This window comes from Salmonella sp. WC3 (genome assembly GCF_042932255.1).
Classification (GTDB): domain Bacteria; phylum Pseudomonadota; class Gammaproteobacteria; order Enterobacterales; family Enterobacteriaceae; genus Salmonella; species Salmonella enterica.
In genome coordinates this window covers 2,425,561-2,440,964 of sequence record NZ_CP170629.1, presented here as the reverse complement: position 1 = coordinate 2,440,964, position 15,404 = coordinate 2,425,561, and the positions used below count along the sequence as shown (strand labels likewise).

Below are 15,404 nucleotides of genomic sequence, written 5' to 3'. Positions count from 1 at the left end.
ACATGGATTAATAATCCTTACTCCCAAAGGGGTAAACTCATTACATCATTAGCATGTTAATAATTTCGTTATAGTTATCAATATATAGCGAAATAATAACGACAATGGAGTGAGTGATGCCCGGAGAAAAGCAACAAACAGGCGTTAGCCGCAGGACGTTAGTGAAATCAGCGGCGCTTGGCTCACTGGCGCTGGCTGCCGGAGGCGTATCTTTACCGTTTGGGATGCGTACCGCGGCCGCGGCGGTGCAGCAGGCTATGCGCAACGAAGAAGATAAAATCGTCTGGGGCGCCTGTTCGGTCAACTGCGGCAGTCGCTGCGCCCTGCGTCTGCATGTAAAAGATAATGAAGTCTGGTGGGTTGAAACTGATAACACTGGCGACGATGTCTACGGCAATCATCAGGTTCGCGCCTGCCTGCGGGGCCGTTCAATCCGTCGGCGTATTAACCATCCGGATCGCCTTAACTATCCCATGAAACGCGTTGGCCGCCGCGGCGAAGGCAAATTTGAACGCATTAGCTGGCAGGAAGCACTGGACACCATTAGCGCCAGCCTGAAAAAGACCGTAGAGACCTACGGCAATGAAGCCGTTTATATCCACTACTCATCCGGCATCGTAGGCGGCAACATAACCCGCTCGTCGCCTGCCGCCTCGCCGGTGAAGCGTTTGATGAACTGCTACGGCGGTTCGTTGAATCAATACGGCTCATACAGTACCGCGCAAATTTCTTGCGCCATGCCCTACACCTATGGTTCCAACGACGGCAACAGCACATCTGATATCGAAAACAGTAAACTGGTGGTCATGTTCGGCAATAATCCGGCTGAAACACGCATGAGCGGCGGCGGCATTACCTGGTTTCTGGAGCAAGCGCGTGAACGCTCAAATGCGCGCATGATCGTAATAGATCCGCGCTATACCGATACCGCTGCCGGACGTGAAGACGAGTGGATACCGATTCGCCCCGGCACCGATGCCGCGCTGGTGGCGGGAATTGCCTGGGTATTGATTAACGAAAATCTCGTTGACCAGCCTTTTCTCGATAACTATTGCATCGGCTACGATGAAAAGACCCTTCCGGCTGACGCGCCCCCCAATGGCCATTATAAGGCTTATATTTTGGGCCAGGGCGAGGACGGTATCGCCAAAACGCCGCAGTGGGCATCGCATATTACCAGCATCCCCGCCGATCGGATTATCAAACTGGCGCGCGAGATAGGCAGCGTCAAGCCGGCCTACATCTGTCAGGGTTGGGGCCCGCAGCGTCAGGCGAACGGCGAACAAACCGCTCGCGCCATCGCCATGTTACCGATTCTGACCGGCAACGTCGGCATTCATGGCGGTAATAGCGGCGCACGCGAATCCACTTACACCATTACCATTGAACGTCTGCCGGTCCTGGAGAATCCCGTTAAAACCGCCATCTCCTGCTTTAGCTGGACGGACGCCATTGCGCGCGGCCCGGAAATGACCGCCCTGCGCGACGGCGTACGCGGCAAAGATAAGCTGGATGTCCCGATCAAATTTCTATGGAACTACGCTGGCAACACCCTGATTAATCAGCATTCGGATATTAATAAAACCCATGAAATTCTTCAGGATGAAGCGAAATGCGAAATGATTGTGGTCATCGACAACTTTATGACCTCTTCCGCGAAGTACGCTGATATTTTACTGCCGGATCTCATGACCGTCGAACAGGAGGATATCATCCCCAATGATTACGCCGGCAATATGGGATATCTGATTTTTATCCAACCGGCGACGACGCCTAAGTTCGAGCGCAAGCCCATCTACTGGGTACTCAGCGAAATCGCCAGACGCCTCGGCGACGATGTGTATCAGCGGTTTACCGAAGGCCGTACACAGGCGCAATGGCTGCAATATCTGTACGCCAAAATGCAGGCAAGAGATCCGGCATTGCCCGCGTATGACGATCTGAAAAAAATGGGCATCTATAAACGCAAAGATCCCAACGGCCACTTTGTCGCCTATAAAAAATTTCGTGAAGATCCGCAGGCCAATCCGTTAAAAACGCCGTCCGGTAAAATCGAAATCTACTCAAGCAAACTCGCTCACATCGCCAGTACCTAGGAGCTGGCGGAAGGCGACGTGATAAGCCCACTGCCGATTTATACCCCTACTTTTGAAGGATGGGACGATCCGAAGCGGAGCACCTTCCCGCTACAGCTGTTTGGCTTTCACTATAAATCCCGTACCCATTCAAGCTACGGCAATATTGATGTTCTGCAGGCCGCCTGTCGCCAGGAGGTGTGGATAAATCCGCTCGATGCGCAAAAACGCGGTATCGCGAATGGCGATAAGGTTCGCGTCTTTAACGATCGTGGAGAGGTGCGTCTACCCGCCAAAGTCACGCCGCGTATTCTGCCGGGCGTCAGCGCGATGGGTCAGGGCGCATGGCATAATGCGGATATGGCTGGCGATAAAATTGACCACGGCGCCTGCATCAATACGCTCACGACGCTGCGTCCTTCCCCCCTGGCAAAAGGGAATCCTCAACATACAAATCTGGTGGAAATCGAAAAAATCTAAGCCGCCTGCTCCGGGACGTTTTTACGCGCCCGGAGCTCCCCGTTTTGCGAACACAACGACATTTAAAACTCTTTTTTGGATGAGCATAGTGAGCTGTTATGAAAATCACCAACCCTGAGGCATTAATGGCGGCCAGTATCAGCCGACGAAGCCTGGTGAAAACCTCTGCTATCGGTAGCCTTGCGCTTGCCAGTAGCGCTTTCACCCTTCCGTTCTCCCGCATCGCCCACGCCGCAGCAGACCTCGCATCCGGCAATGTGGCAGAAAAAGCGGTCTGGAGTTCATGTACCGTTAACTGCGGCAGCCGCTGCCTGCTGCGCCTGCACGTAAAAGATGACACCGTATATTGGGTTGAATCAGATACCACGGGCAACGATGAATATGGCAACCATCAGGTACGCGCCTGCCTGCGCGGTCGTTCTATTCGTCGCCGGATGAATCATCCCGATCGCCTGAAATATCCGATGAAACGCGTTGGTAAACGAGGAGAAGGCAAATTCGAACGTATCAGTTGGGATGAAGCGTTGGATACCATCGGCGATAACCTGAAACGTATCCTCAAGGATTACGGCAACGAAGCGGTACATGTCCTTTACGGTACCGGCGTGGACGGCGGCAATATTACCAATTCTAACGTACCGTATCGCCTGATGAACGCCTGCGGCGGCTATCTCAGCCGTTACGGTAGCTACAGCACCGCCCAAATCAGCGCGGCCATGAGATATATGTTCGGCGGCAACGACGGCAATAGTCCGGATGATATCGCCAATACAAAACTGGTGGTGATGTTTGGCAATAACCCCGCGGAAACACGTATGAGCGGCGGCGGCGTGACATACTATGTCGAACAGGCGCGCGAACGCTCCAACGCCCGGATGATCGTCATTGACCCGCGTTATAACGACACTGCTGCCGGCCGCGAAGACGAGTGGCTGCCGATTCGCCCGGGTACCGATGGCGCGCTGGCGGCGGCAATCGCCTGGGTGCTGATTACCGAAGATCTTATTGATAAACCGTTTCTGGATAAATACTGCATCGGCTACGACGAAACCACTCTGCCCGCCTCGGCCCCGCGTAACGCGCACTATAAAGCCTATATTTTGGGTCAGGGCGACGACGGTATTGCTAAAACGCCGCAATGGGCCGCGCAGATTACCAGTATTCCGGCGGAAAAAATCATTCAACTGGCGCGGGAAATCGGCTCGGCGAAACCGGCTTACATTTGCCAGGGCTGGGGACCGCAACGCCACTCTAACGGGGAGCAGACCGCACGCGCAATCGCCATGCTGTCTGTACTCACCGGTAACGTCGGCATAAATGGCGGTAATTCCGGCGTGCGCGAAGGCACCTGGGATCTGGGCGTCGAATGGTTTTCTATGCTGGAGAACCCGGTAAAAACCCAGATTTCGGTCTTTACCTGGACCGACGCTATCGATCATGGCGCGGAAATGACCGCCACACGCGACGGCGTGCGGGGAAAAGACAAGCTCGACGTGCCGATCAAATTTTTGTGGTGCTACGCCAGTAATACGCTGATCAATCAGCATGGCGATATCGCCCACACCCACGAGGTGCTTCAGGACGACAGTAAATGTGAAATGATCGCCGGTATCGAGCACTTTATGACCGCGTCGGCAAAATATTGCGACATTCTGCTGCCTGATTTAATGCCGACCGAGCAGGAAGATCTGATTTCCCACGAATCCGCAGGCAATATGGGCTATGTCATTCTTGGTCAGCCCGCCACCTCGCCGAAATTTGAAAGAAAGCCCATTTACTGGACGCTCAGTGAAGTGGCTAAACGGCTTGGTCCGGACGTATACCAGACCTTCACAGAAGGCCGCACGCAGCATGAGTGGGTCAAATACCTGCACGCAAAAACCAAAGCACGTAACCCGGAAATGCCGGATTACGAAGAGATGAAACAGACAGGAATTTTCAAGAAAAAATGCCCGGAGGAGCACTACGTCGCTTTCCGCGCCTTCCGCGAAGACCCTGCCGCCAACCCACTGAAAACGCCGTCCGGTAAAATCGAAATCTATTCCGAGCGTCTGGCAACCCTCGCCAACACGTGGGAGCTGAAGAAAGATGAGATTATCCATCCTTTACCCGCCTATACGCCAGGCTTTGACGGTTGGGACGATCCGCTTCGTCAGCGCTACCCGCTACAGCTAACCGGCTTCCACTATAAAGCGCGTACCCACTCCAGCTACGGCAATATCGACGTCCTGCAACAGGCATGTCCGCAGGAGATCTGGATCAACCCGATTGATGCGCAAGCGCGCGGCATTCAGCACGGCGACACCGTGCGGGTCTTTAACCAGAACGGAGAGATGCTCATTCCGGCAAAAGTCACGCCGCGCATATTGCCTGGCGTCACCGCTATCGGCCAGGGCGCCTGGTTAAATGCCGACATGTTTGGCGACAAAGTCGATCGCGGCGGCTCCATTAACATTCTGACGTCGCACCGGCCTTCCCCACTGGCGAAAGGTAATCCGTCACACAGTAATCTTGTTCAGGTTGAAAAGGCGTAAGGAGTAACCGATAACAACCCAGTATGGATTTTTTATTGATTCCAGCCGTTGCACCGGTTGCAAAACCTGCGAACTGGCCTGCAAGGACTACAAAGATTTGACCCCGGATGTCAGCTTCCGCCGCATTTATGAGTATGCAGGCGGCGACTGGCAGGAAGATAACGGCGTCTGGCACCAGAACGTCTTTGCCTACTATCTCTCCATCTCCTGTAACCACTGCGAAGACCCGGCCTGTACCAAAGTCTGCCCGAGCGGCGCGATGCACAAGCGCGATGACGGTTTTGTGGTGGTGAACGAAGAGGTCTGTATCGGCTGCCGCTACTGCCACATGGCCTGCCCGTACGGCGCGCCGCAGTACAACGCCGCCAAAGGTCATATGACCAAGTGCGATGGCTGTTATGATCGCGTCGCCGACGGCAAAAAGCCTATCTGCGTGGAATCCTGCCCGCTGCGGGCGCTGGATTTCGGCCCGATAGACGAGCTGCGTAAAAAACACGGTGAGCTGGCTGCCGTCGCGCCGCTGCCGCGCGCGCATTTCACGAAGCCGAATATTGTGATTAAACCCAACGCCAACAGCCGCCCGACCGGGGACACTACCGGTTATCTGGCCAATCCGAAGGAGGTATAAGATGGGAAGTGGATGGCATGAATGGCCGTTGATGATCTTCACGGTCTTTGGTCAGTGCGTGGTCGGCGCGTTAATCGTTAGCGGACTGGGCTGGCTGACGGCAAAAGACGATACCATCGCCCGTCAGCGCATCGTGCGCAGCATGTTTTTTCTGTGGCTGGTGATGGGACTGGGATTCCTCGCGTCGATTATGCATCTCGGCTCGCCGATGCGCGCGTTTAACTCGCTTAACCGCGTAGGCGCTTCCGCACTGAGTAATGAAATCGCCGCAGGATCGGTGTTCTTTGCCGTAGGCGGCATCTGGTGGCTGGTGGCGGTACTCGGTAAAATGCCCCCGGCGCTGGGTAAAGTGTGGCTGCTGGTCAGTATGGCGCTCGGCATTGCATTCATCTGGGCAATGACGCTCGTTTATACCGTGCCAACCTGGTATAATGGCTACACCACGCTGGCCTTTTTCCTCACGGCATTCCTGTGCGGCCCGGTGTTTGCGGCGCTACTGCTACGCATCGCGCGCGTCCCATTTTGCAGCGTGACGTTTGCCAGTATTAGCGGCCTGGCATTGGTGGTGTGCGTGGCGGTCATCGTACTACAGGGACTGTCTCTCTCAACCATTCACAGTTCCGTGCAACAGGCCAGCCATCTCGCGCCGGATTACGGTATGCTACAGGTCTGGCGCATTGTCTTGCTTGCTGCCGGATTAGGCTGCTGGCTATGTCCGCTAATCCGTCGCCGCGAACCGCATACCGTTGGTTTGCTGCTCAGTGTCGTGCTGGTGCTGGCAGGCGAAATTATTGGCCGCGGACTTTTTTATGGCCTGCATATGACCGTAGGTATGGCCGTCGCAGGTTAATTTATGCGTGCAGGGCGACCCGCACCTTTCGGGATTGTTTGAATGACCACTTTTTTACAACGTGATGATTTTGCAGTAACGGCGCGTGTTCTTGGCGCGTTGTTTTATTATTCGCCGGAAAGCCACGAAACCGCTCCTCTGGTTCAGGCGCTATTAACCGACGACTGGCAGGCGCAGTGGCCGCTTGATGCCGAGGCGCTTGCGCCTGTGGCGGCTATGTTTAAGACCCACAGCGAAGAGTCGTTGCCACAGGCCTGGCAGCGTCTGTTTATCGGCCCTTACGCTCTGCCGTCTCCGCCGTGGGGTTCCGTCTGGCTGGATCGTGAGAGCGTATTATTTGGCGATTCTACGCTGGCGCTACGTCAGTGGATGCGCGAAAACGGAATTCAGTTTGAAATGCAACAAAACGAGCCAGAAGATCATTTTGGGTCGCTGTTGCTGCTGGCGGCCTGGCTTGCCGAGAATGATCGTCATCATGAATGCGAACAACTCCTGGCCTGGCATCTGTTTCCGTGGTCGTCCCGCTTTCTGGACGTATTTATCGATCATGCCGGGCATCCGTTTTATCAGGCGTTGGGGCAACTGGCGCGTCTGACGCTGGCGCAATGGCAAGCTCAACTTATTATTCCCGTCGCTGTAAAACCGTTATTCCGTTAATCCCCACAAAAGGCAGGATTTTACCTGCCTTTTCTCCCATTGCGGCCTATTTTTATCTACAAAAAGTGACAACGTCACACTACGCTTCTATTTTTAAGATAATTCTTTATCGTGAATGTTCACGCTAAGCCGCATAAGGGCAAAACATAATTGTTAATAGATGTTTAACAGTGTTAAACATCACGCTCCGCTGGAATCCTTCCCAACCTGTTGCTATAGCTCAAAGTACCCTGCCGGAACATGGCATAACAACACGCGACTCTTAACGTCGCCATAACACATGCAAACAGGGAGACACACCGCAATGCACACCCTCACCCTAAAACGCGTACTTGGGTTCACTATCGTCATTTTGCTGTTACTGGCGCTGTTTATCTGGGGAATCGGTCTGGAGACGCTGAAAGCGCGTCAGGTCGATCTGCTGTATCTCGGACAACGGCATTTGATGCTGGTCTTTACGTCCATGTTTTTTGCTTTACTGGTCGGTATCCCGAGCGGGATTTTACTCAGCCGTCCTGCGGCAAAAGGATTTGCTGAATATGTCATGCAACTCTTTAATGTTGGTAATACCTTGCCGCCACTGGCCGTCCTGGCCTTAGCGATGGTGATTATCGGGATCGGCGATACGCCCGCCATTGTCGCGCTATTTCTGGCTTCTCTTCTGCCTATCGTCCGCAATACCTATGCGGGCCTCTGTTCCGTTCCCGCCTCACTGATTGAAGCGGCGAACGGGATTGGGATGACAAAATGGCAGCGGCTTCGTCAGGTAGAGCTACCTAATGCGTGGCCAGTGATGCTGTCCGGTATTCGCATCGCGACCGCCATCAATGCCGGCACCGCGCCGCTGGCCTTTCTGATTGGCGCCAGCAGCTACGGCGAGCTGATTTTCCCGGGAATTTATCTCAACGATTTTCCGACGTTGATCCTCGGCGCAACGGCCACGGCGTTATTCGCGCTGATTCTTGACACTCTGCTTGCCTGGTTTGGGCGACGCCTTAGCCCTCATACCGTCTGAACGCATAAATAACAATAAGGAGCGTTAAATGAGATTCAAAAAACACCTGTTGGGATGGCTTGCCGCAACGCTGTTGTTCAGTAGCCAGACGCAGGCCGCGCCGCTGGTTCTCGCCACCAAAAGCTTTACCGAGCAGCATATTCTTTCCGCTATGACCGTTCAGTATTTGCAGAAGAAAGGCTTTCAGGTTCAGCCGCAAACCAATATCGCCGCGGTGATTTCACGTAATGCGATGGTGAATAAACAAATTGATATTACTTGGGAATACACCGGTACATCGCTGATTATTTTCAACCGTATCGATAAGCGCATGAGTCCACAGGAAACCTACGACACGGTAAAACGCCTGGATGCGAAGCTGGGCCTGGTATGGCTCAAACCGGCTGACATGAACAATACTTACGCGTTCGCGATGCAGCGCAAACGCGCCGAGTCGGAAAATATCACCACCATCTCGCAAATGGTGGCAAAAATCGAACAGGTCCGGCAGAACGATCCTGACCACAACTGGATGCTCGGCCTCGATCTGGAATTTGCCGGGCGCAGCGACGGGATGAAGCCCCTTCAGCAAGCCTACCAGATGCAGCTCGATCGCCCGCAAATACGACAGATGGACCCAGGGCTGGTCTATAACGCCGACGGACGGGTGAAAGGGTTTGATCTGAAAGTGTTGGAAGATGATAAAGGCTTCTTTCCAAGTTACGCTGTCACGCCGGTGGTGCGTAAAGAAGTGCTGGAAGCCAATCCTGGCCTTGATGACGCCTTAAACACCCTTTCCGGCCTGCTCAATAACGATGTGATATCGACCCTAAACGCCCAGGTCGATATCGAGCATCGCACGCCGCAACAGGTAACCCATCAATTTTTACAGGACAAAGGTCTGCTGTAAGGAGCGCCTATGGATACGATACATTATATGCTGGATAATGCAGGCTATCTCGCCAGCCTTACCTTTCAGCATCTCTGGCTGGTCGCGCTGGCCGTCGGTCTGGCGATTATCATCGGCGTACCGTTAGGCGTTTTGATTGTACGCCACAAATGGCTGGCAACGCCGGTATTGGGCGCCGCCACGCTACTTCTTACCATTCCGTCTATCGCGCTGTTTGGATTAATGATCCCGCTCTTTTCGCTGATCGGACATGGTATTGGTGTTCTGCCCGCCGTGACGGCCGTTTTTCTCTACTCTTTACTGCCGATTGTCCGTAATACCCATACTGCGCTTGATAGTTTGCCGCCCGGTCTGCGGGACGCGGCATCGGTATGACTTTCTGGCAACGGCTGCGCTGGGTCGAAATCCCAATGGCCCTACCGGTTATTTTCGGGGGTATCCGCACCGCGGTAGTGATGAATATCGGCGTGATGGCGATTGCCGCGGTTATCGGCGCTGGCGGTCTGGGGCTGTTACTGTTAAACGGCATTAGCGGCAGCGATATTCGCATGTTAATTGCCGGCGCGCTGATGATCTGTCTACTGGCGATTGTGCTTGACTGGCTGTTGCATCGTCTGCAAGTCGTACTGACACCTAAGGGGATACGATAATGATAAAACTGGAAAATCTCACCAAACAATTTGTACAGAAAAAGGGTCAGCCGCTAAAAGCCGTCGACAACGTCAACCTGAACGTGCCGGAAGGCGAAATGTGCGTACTACTTGGCCCCTCCGGCTGCGGCAAAACCACCACGTTAAAGATGATCAACCGGCTGATCGCGCCCAGCAGCGGTAATATTCTTATCAACGGCGAGAATACCAACGATATGGATACGGTAACGCTACGCCGCAATATTGGGTATGTTATCCAGCAGATCGGCCTGTTTCCTAATATGACGATTGAAGAAAATATTACCGTTGTGCCGCGCATGTTGGGTTGGGACAAAGCGCGCTGCAAGCAACGCGCCGAAGAGTTGATGGACATGGTGGCGCTGGATGCCAGAAAATTTCTGCATCGCTATCCAAAGGAGATGTCCGGGGGACAGCAGCAGCGCATTGGCGTGATCCGCGCTCTGGCCGCCGATCCGCCGGTACTGCTGATGGATGAGCCCTTCGGCGCGGTGGACCCCATTAACCGCGAAGTGATCCAGAACCAGTTTCTGGATATGCAGCGTAAGCTAAAAAAGACTGTGATGCTGGTCAGCCATGATATCGACGAAGCGCTAAAACTCGGCGACCGTATCGCCGTGTTCCGTCAGGGGCGAATTGTACAGTGCGCCAGTCCTGATGAACTGCTGGCCAAACCGGCTAACGAGTTTGTCGGGTCGTTTGTCGGTCAGGACAGAACGTTAAAGCGTTTGCTACTGGTCTCCGCGGGCGATGTGACCGACCAACAGCCAACCATTACCGCGCGGCCTTCCATGCCGTTAAGCGAGGCGTTCGGCATTATGGATGATCACGATATTCGCGCCATTACCGTCATTGACAACGACGGTAAGCCACTGGGATTTGTGAAGCGCCGGGAGGCTCGGAACGCCAGCGGAATCTGCGCCGATATAACCCATCCTTTCCGTATTACGGGCAAAGCGGAAGATAATCTGCGTATTGTGCTGTCCAGATTGTACGAAAGTAATACCAGCTGGATGCCGATCGTTGATGAAGACGGACGCTATAACGGTGAAATCTCTCAGGATTACATCGCCGATTATCTCAGCTCAGGCCGCACGCGTCGGGCGCTAAATATTCACGAAAACAGCTAACGCTGCCGCCGGATGGCCTCTCGCTATCCGGCAATATCATTATTGTACGCAATATTATATCGCACATAGTGCTTTTGCGTCTGACGCCATTTCCCCGCAGAATAGGCTATCCTGAAACTCCCTGTTTACCCGCTCATGCATCGTTTACACGCTTACCCGGATCTGCGCGCGATGTTTCGTCGCCTGCTGATCGCTACGTTCATCGGTATTCTCGCGGCGCTGGCTGTCGCCGCCTTCCGTCATGCGATGCAATTGCTGGAGTGGATTTTCCTGAATAATGACACCGGCAGTCTGGTGAATGCGGCTGAGGGGCTTTCGCCCTGGCGACGGCTGATTACGCCGGCGCTTGGCGGCCTGGCCGCTGGTCTGTTGCTGTGGGGGTGGCAAAAAATGAACCAACAGCGCCCCCATGCGCCCACTGACTATATGGAAGCATTGCAAACCGACGGGCAATTTGACGTTGGCGCCAGTCTGGTGAAATCGCTGGCCTCGCTGCTGGTCGTGGTCAGCGGCAGCGCAATTGGTCGCGAAGGCGCAATGATCCTCCTCGCCGCGCTGGCGGCATCCAGCTTTGCCCGACGCTTCACGCCGCGTGAGGAATGGAAATTATGGATCGCCAGCGGCGCCGCTGCGGGCATGGCGGGCGCTTACCATGCGCCGCTGGCGGGCAGCCTGTTTATCGCGGAGATCCTGTTCGGTACCTTAATGCTGGCTTCCCTCGGCCCGGTTGTCGTTTCCGCCGTCGTCGCCCTGCTAACCACCCATGTATTAAACGGTAGCGATTCACTACTCTATACCGTACATCTGACCGTTGATCTCCACGCGCGGGAGTACGTCATGATAGTCAGTACCGGCCTGGTCGCCGGTCTGTGCGGCCCGTTGCTGATGTGGCTGATGACAGCCAGCCATAATAGTTTCTTACGTTTAAAACTGTCGCCGCCCTGGCAACTGGCGTTGGGCGGGCTTATTGTCGGATTACTGTCGTTACTCACGCCCACGGTATGGGGAAACGGCTATAGCGTCGTACAATCATTTCTGCTCTCCCCACCGCTATTCTCGCTGATTGGCGGAATTTTTGCGTGCAAAATCCTGGCGGTGCTCGCCAGCAGCGGGTCTGGCGCGCCGGGCGGCGTCTTTACGCCAACATTATTTGTCGGATTATCCATTGGAATGTTTCTGGGTCGGATATGGGGATTCTGGCTGCCAGGCTCGGATGAAATAGCGATTTTATTGGGGCTGGCGGGTATGGCGACGCTACTGGCGGCGACAACCCATGCGCCGATAATGTCCACCCTGATGATTTGTGAAATGACCGGCGAGTATCAGTTACTCCCCGGTCTGCTGATTGCCTGTGTAGTCGCGTCAGTGCTCTCGCGAACGTTACGCCATGATTCTATCTACCGCCAGCACGCTGCCGAGCATTGACAAACGAATATACTGCCCCAGCTCACGCTGCTCGGCGCGCGGCAGGTACGGTAACTCGCCAATCAGCGGCGCTGGCAGTTTTTTCCCAAGCACATCAATAATTTCAGCATAATGCGCCAGGCCAGGATTGATACGATTCGCCACCCAGCCAATTAATGGCAGTCCATCGTTAGCGACAGCTTGCGCAGTCAGTAGCGCATGATTAATGCACCCCTCCTGAATCCCTACCACCATCAATACCGGTAACTGTTCCTGTACCACCCATTCAGACAATGGACGTAAATCATTCATCAAACTACGCCAGCCGCCAGTACCCTCCACAACCACGTGGTCCACTTTATCGCTCAGGCTCGCCAGACCGTTGGACAGCAAGGTGTAATTTATAGGACAGCTATGCGCGACGCTGCTTTCTTCTTCGCTTAACGCGATCGGATTAATCGCCTCATACGGCAACTCCAGCGAAGAGACGCTTTGCAATACCAGCGCATCTTTGTTGCGCATCCCTTCTGCAGTCTCTTTGCTCCCTTTAGCGACAGGTTTATACCCTGCAACGCTCTTACCACTCGACGCTAACGCTTGTAGTAATGCGCGGGAAACCACCGTCTTCCCAACAGAAGTGTCTGTACCTGTAATAAAGAAACGCTTCAGCATCACTAACTCCACCGTTATGCTTCGAAAATATAAGCCAGGAAAATAATACAGTGGAGAAAGTCTAAGATATGGCAAGGGCAATCAGCTTGAGTTAGCGCAAATTTTTGTACAACAGTTAAAAAATGTTAACCCTGTAATAGACGAATCAACAAAGAGCCGTTATACATCGCGTCTTTTACCAACGCCGCCCCGGCCATCGTGCCCTGGTTGGTAAACTGCGTGCTTTCCACTGCCGTATTCCTGCTGTAGGCGGGCAGCGCCTGCTGACGGATACTGTCAGCAATGGCCGGAAAAAGGATATCAGCCGCTTTACTTAGCGGCGAACCAATAAGAATTTTTTGCGGATTAAATAAATTCACCATGATAGCCAGAATGCGTCCGACATGCGCGCCAACGCCGCTAATAATATCTTTTGCTAATAGATCTCCCTGCATCGCCGCCTGACACAGTGAATCTACCGTTAACGGCTGGCCGTGCAACATTGAACTCATCGACTGATTAAGCCGAAGCTGCGTAAGTTCCAGCACGCTATCGACGCTGGCGATGGTCTCCAGACAGCCATGATTACCGCAATAACAGAGCTTACCATAAGGATCGACCTGGGTATGCCCAATCTCTACCAGACTGCTACTGCCCGCATGAAGCAAATGACCGTCGGTGATAACGCCCGCCCCCACATTATGATCAATCACCACCTGGATAACGTCGCGCGCGCCGCGTGAGGCGCCAAAAAGCGCCTCTGCCATCGTCCAGGCGCTAATATCATGCTGAATGTAAACCGGTACGCCGGTGTGCCGCTCCAGCGCATCTCCCAAAGGCATCTCTTTGACATCTTCGTAATACGGCATCCGGTGCACAACGCCGTTTTCGGTATCGATAATGCCCGGTAACGTAATGGCAATGGAGGTCAGACGCTCCAGTTTCTGCTGATGGCGGGTAAAAAACCGATCAACGTGCGTAATAATTCGCTCAAGCAACGGCGTAGCTTCGTTTAACGGCAGCGCCAGACACTCTTCTACCACCAGTTTGCTGCTAAGATCGCGCAGTGCAAGGAAAATTTCGCCACGGCTAATACGAATAGATAAATAGTGCCAGGCTTCCGTTTCCACCATCAGCCCGACGGCGGGACGTCCACGACTGCCCGCCTCTTTAATTTCAAGTTCCTGAACCAAATGCGCTTCCAGCATTTCGCGAACAATTTTCGTAATACTGGCAGGCGCTAACTGCGCCAGACGAGACAGGTCAATTCGCGATACCGGTCCGAGCTGATCAATCAGGCGATACACTGCGCCAGCATTGGTCTGCTTAATTTGATCGATATGCCCAGGCTGACTATCAGCAACCACCGCTCACTCCCTTTATTTTCGCGCTCCGAAATAATCTGTGTGCTATGGTGAAACACTTCAATACTCGCCGTCAACTTTTTGCTTAGCCGTGTGATTAACTGCACATTTTCACCCTTTTTAAGCGTAATTAATCCCGTCGGGCAGCCATTAATAGCAGTTGGCAAAACCGCTGTACGGCATGACTCTGTTCATGATGCTTCGGCCATACCAGCCACATTTCAGATACGGCCTCCTCTTCCGTCAGGGGAACCCAGCGCATCTCGCTCATCTGTACACTCTTAAAGGATGCCGGCAGAATCGAGACACCCAGTCCCGCCGCCACCAGACCGATAATGGTCATTGCCTCGCCAACCTCCTGCGTGATGGTCGGCGACAGGTTATAGCGCCGCATCAGGCCGAGAATATCGTCGTAGAGGCCCGTCCCGACATGCGGATCGAAAAAGACGAAAGGTTCTTCCGCCAGTTCTGTCAGACTGACGACCGGCTTTTGCGCCAGCCGATGTTCGCGCGGGATCATGGCCATAAGCGGCTCATGCAAAATCACCTCGCGATTAAGTGTGTCGGGCAGCGGCGTATTCCGCAGCAAGCCAATATCCAGTACGCCTTCGTTGAGCGGCGCGATTTGCTCACGCGTATTCATTTCACGCGTTTGCATATGCACTCCCGGATAGGACTGGCGGAACAGCGAAAAGGTATGCGATACCGCCCGAATAAAAGGCGCTGAAGACGTAAAGCCAATACGGATTTCACCCGCTTCGCCCTGATGCAACCGCTCGGCGCGAGCGGCGGCGTCGTTTACCAGACTCAGGATGTGTCGGCTATCCACCAGAAACTGTCGCCCGGCGGCGGTTAACGCTACGCTGCGGTTGGTCCGCGCCAGTAATCGCGCGCCGACCTGCTGCTCCAGAATTTGTATCTGCTGACTCAGCGGCGGCTGCGAGATATTGAGGCGCGCGGCGGCGCGACCAAAATGCAGCTCTTCTGCTACCGCCACAAAGTAACGTAAATGACGTAATTCGATATTCATATTTTTAACATCTTATTTGATACAATTAA

The 15,404-nt window shown here is 53.9% G+C and carries 11 protein-coding genes and 2 pseudogenes; 10 read left to right on the top strand and 3 right to left on the bottom strand.

Going from position 1 to position 15,404, the window contains the following annotated elements:
* Positions 1 to 116: 116 nt before the first annotated feature.
* From ynfE to clcB, 10 genes and pseudogenes are all read left to right on the top strand, one after another.
* Positions 117 to 2,555 (top strand): annotated as a pseudogene (gene ynfE, locus ACFK9X_RS11755) (selenate/tellurate reductase subunit YnfE).
* 98 nt (positions 2,556 to 2,653) lie between these two features.
* Positions 2,654 to 5,089, top strand: a complete 2,436-nt coding sequence (ynfF, locus tag ACFK9X_RS11750) for a selenate/tellurate reductase subunit YnfF (RefSeq protein ID WP_151116514.1) — start codon at positions 2,654 to 2,656, stop codon at positions 5,087 to 5,089.
* Between the two features lie 10 nt (positions 5,090 to 5,099).
* On the top strand, positions 5,100 to 5,717 hold the full coding sequence (gene dmsB, locus ACFK9X_RS11745) for a dimethylsulfoxide reductase iron-sulfur subunit DmsB (protein ID WP_000213064.1): 618 nt from the start codon (positions 5,100 to 5,102) through the stop codon (positions 5,715 to 5,717).
* Between the two features lies 1 nt (position 5,718).
* On the top strand, positions 5,719 to 6,567 hold the full coding sequence (locus tag ACFK9X_RS11740) for a dimethyl sulfoxide reductase anchor subunit family protein (RefSeq protein WP_151116512.1): 849 nt from the start codon (positions 5,719 to 5,721) through the stop codon (positions 6,565 to 6,567).
* A 42-nt stretch (positions 6,568 to 6,609) separates the two neighbouring features.
* Positions 6,610 to 7,224: a Tat proofreading chaperone DmsD gene (dmsD, locus tag ACFK9X_RS11735; RefSeq protein WP_000206565.1), complete on the top strand. Its 615-nt coding sequence runs from the start codon at positions 6,610 to 6,612 to the stop codon at positions 7,222 to 7,224.
* Positions 7,225 to 7,528: 304 nt separating this feature from the next.
* Positions 7,529 to 8,239, top strand: a complete 711-nt coding sequence (gene osmY / locus ACFK9X_RS11730) for an osmoprotectant ABC transporter permease OsmY (protein ID WP_151116510.1) — start codon at positions 7,529 to 7,531, stop codon at positions 8,237 to 8,239.
* 28 nt (positions 8,240 to 8,267) lie between these two features.
* A complete protein-coding gene (osmX, locus tag ACFK9X_RS11725; protein ID WP_151116508.1) occupies positions 8,268 to 9,128 on the top strand; it encodes an osmoprotectant ABC transporter substrate-binding protein OsmX in 861 nt (286 codons plus the stop codon).
* Between the two features lie 9 nt (positions 9,129 to 9,137).
* Positions 9,138 to 9,778, top strand: a pseudogene (gene osmW, locus ACFK9X_RS11720) (osmoprotectant ABC transporter permease OsmW).
* Complete coding sequence (gene osmV, locus ACFK9X_RS11715; RefSeq protein WP_000593088.1) at positions 9,778 to 10,926, top strand: osmoprotectant ABC transporter ATP-binding protein OsmV; 1,149 nt, start codon at positions 9,778 to 9,780, stop codon at positions 10,924 to 10,926. Before osmW ends, osmV begins: the two are co-directional and overlap by 1 nt.
* Before the next feature lie 135 nt (positions 10,927 to 11,061).
* The gene (gene clcB, locus ACFK9X_RS11710; protein ID WP_151116505.1) at positions 11,062 to 12,351 is read left to right on the top strand and encodes a voltage-gated ClC-type chloride channel ClcB; all 1,290 of its coding nucleotides are present in this window, start codon (positions 11,062 to 11,064) and stop codon (positions 12,349 to 12,351) included.
* On the opposite strand, the gene bioD is transcribed toward clcB, so the two are convergent.
* The 3 genes from bioD to ACFK9X_RS11695 form a co-directional block, all read right to left on the bottom strand.
* Entirely contained in the window at positions 12,307 to 13,002 is a 696-nt protein-coding gene (gene bioD / locus ACFK9X_RS11705) for a dethiobiotin synthase (protein WP_000919233.1), read from the bottom strand. The genes clcB and bioD overlap by 45 nt on opposite strands.
* 125 nt (positions 13,003 to 13,127) lie before the next feature.
* Positions 13,128 to 14,348, bottom strand: coding sequence for a sugar metabolism global transcriptional regulator Mlc (gene mlc / locus ACFK9X_RS11700; protein WP_151116503.1), 1,221 nt, complete (start codon positions 14,346 to 14,348; stop codon positions 13,128 to 13,130).
* Between the two features lie 127 nt (positions 14,349 to 14,475).
* A complete protein-coding gene (locus ACFK9X_RS11695; RefSeq protein WP_151116501.1) occupies positions 14,476 to 15,375 on the bottom strand; it encodes a LysR family transcriptional regulator in 900 nt (299 codons plus the stop codon).
* Positions 15,376 to 15,404 lie beyond the last annotated feature (29 nt).

Coding starts and splice junctions, on each gene's coding strand:
- ynfF (WP_151116514.1), top strand. CDS start 2,654: ATGAAAATCACCAACCCTGAGGCATTAATGGCGGCCAGTATCAGCCGA.
- clcB (WP_151116505.1), top strand. CDS start 11,062: ATGCATCGTTTACACGCTTACCCGGATCTGCGCGCGATGTTTCGTCGC.
- dmsD (WP_000206565.1), top strand. CDS start 6,610: ATGACCACTTTTTTACAACGTGATGATTTTGCAGTAACGGCGCGTGTT.
- osmY (WP_151116510.1), top strand. CDS start 7,529: ATGCACACCCTCACCCTAAAACGCGTACTTGGGTTCACTATCGTCATT.
- osmX (WP_151116508.1), top strand. CDS start 8,268: ATGAGATTCAAAAAACACCTGTTGGGATGGCTTGCCGCAACGCTGTTG.
- ACFK9X_RS11740 (WP_151116512.1), top strand. CDS start 5,719: ATGGGAAGTGGATGGCATGAATGGCCGTTGATGATCTTCACGGTCTTT.
- ACFK9X_RS11695 (WP_151116501.1), bottom strand. CDS start 15,375: ATGAATATCGAATTACGTCATTTACGTTACTTTGTGGCGGTAGCAGAA.
- bioD (WP_000919233.1), bottom strand. CDS start 13,002: ATGCTGAAGCGTTTCTTTATTACAGGTACAGACACTTCTGTTGGGAAG.
- osmV (WP_000593088.1), top strand. CDS start 9,778: ATGATAAAACTGGAAAATCTCACCAAACAATTTGTACAGAAAAAGGGT.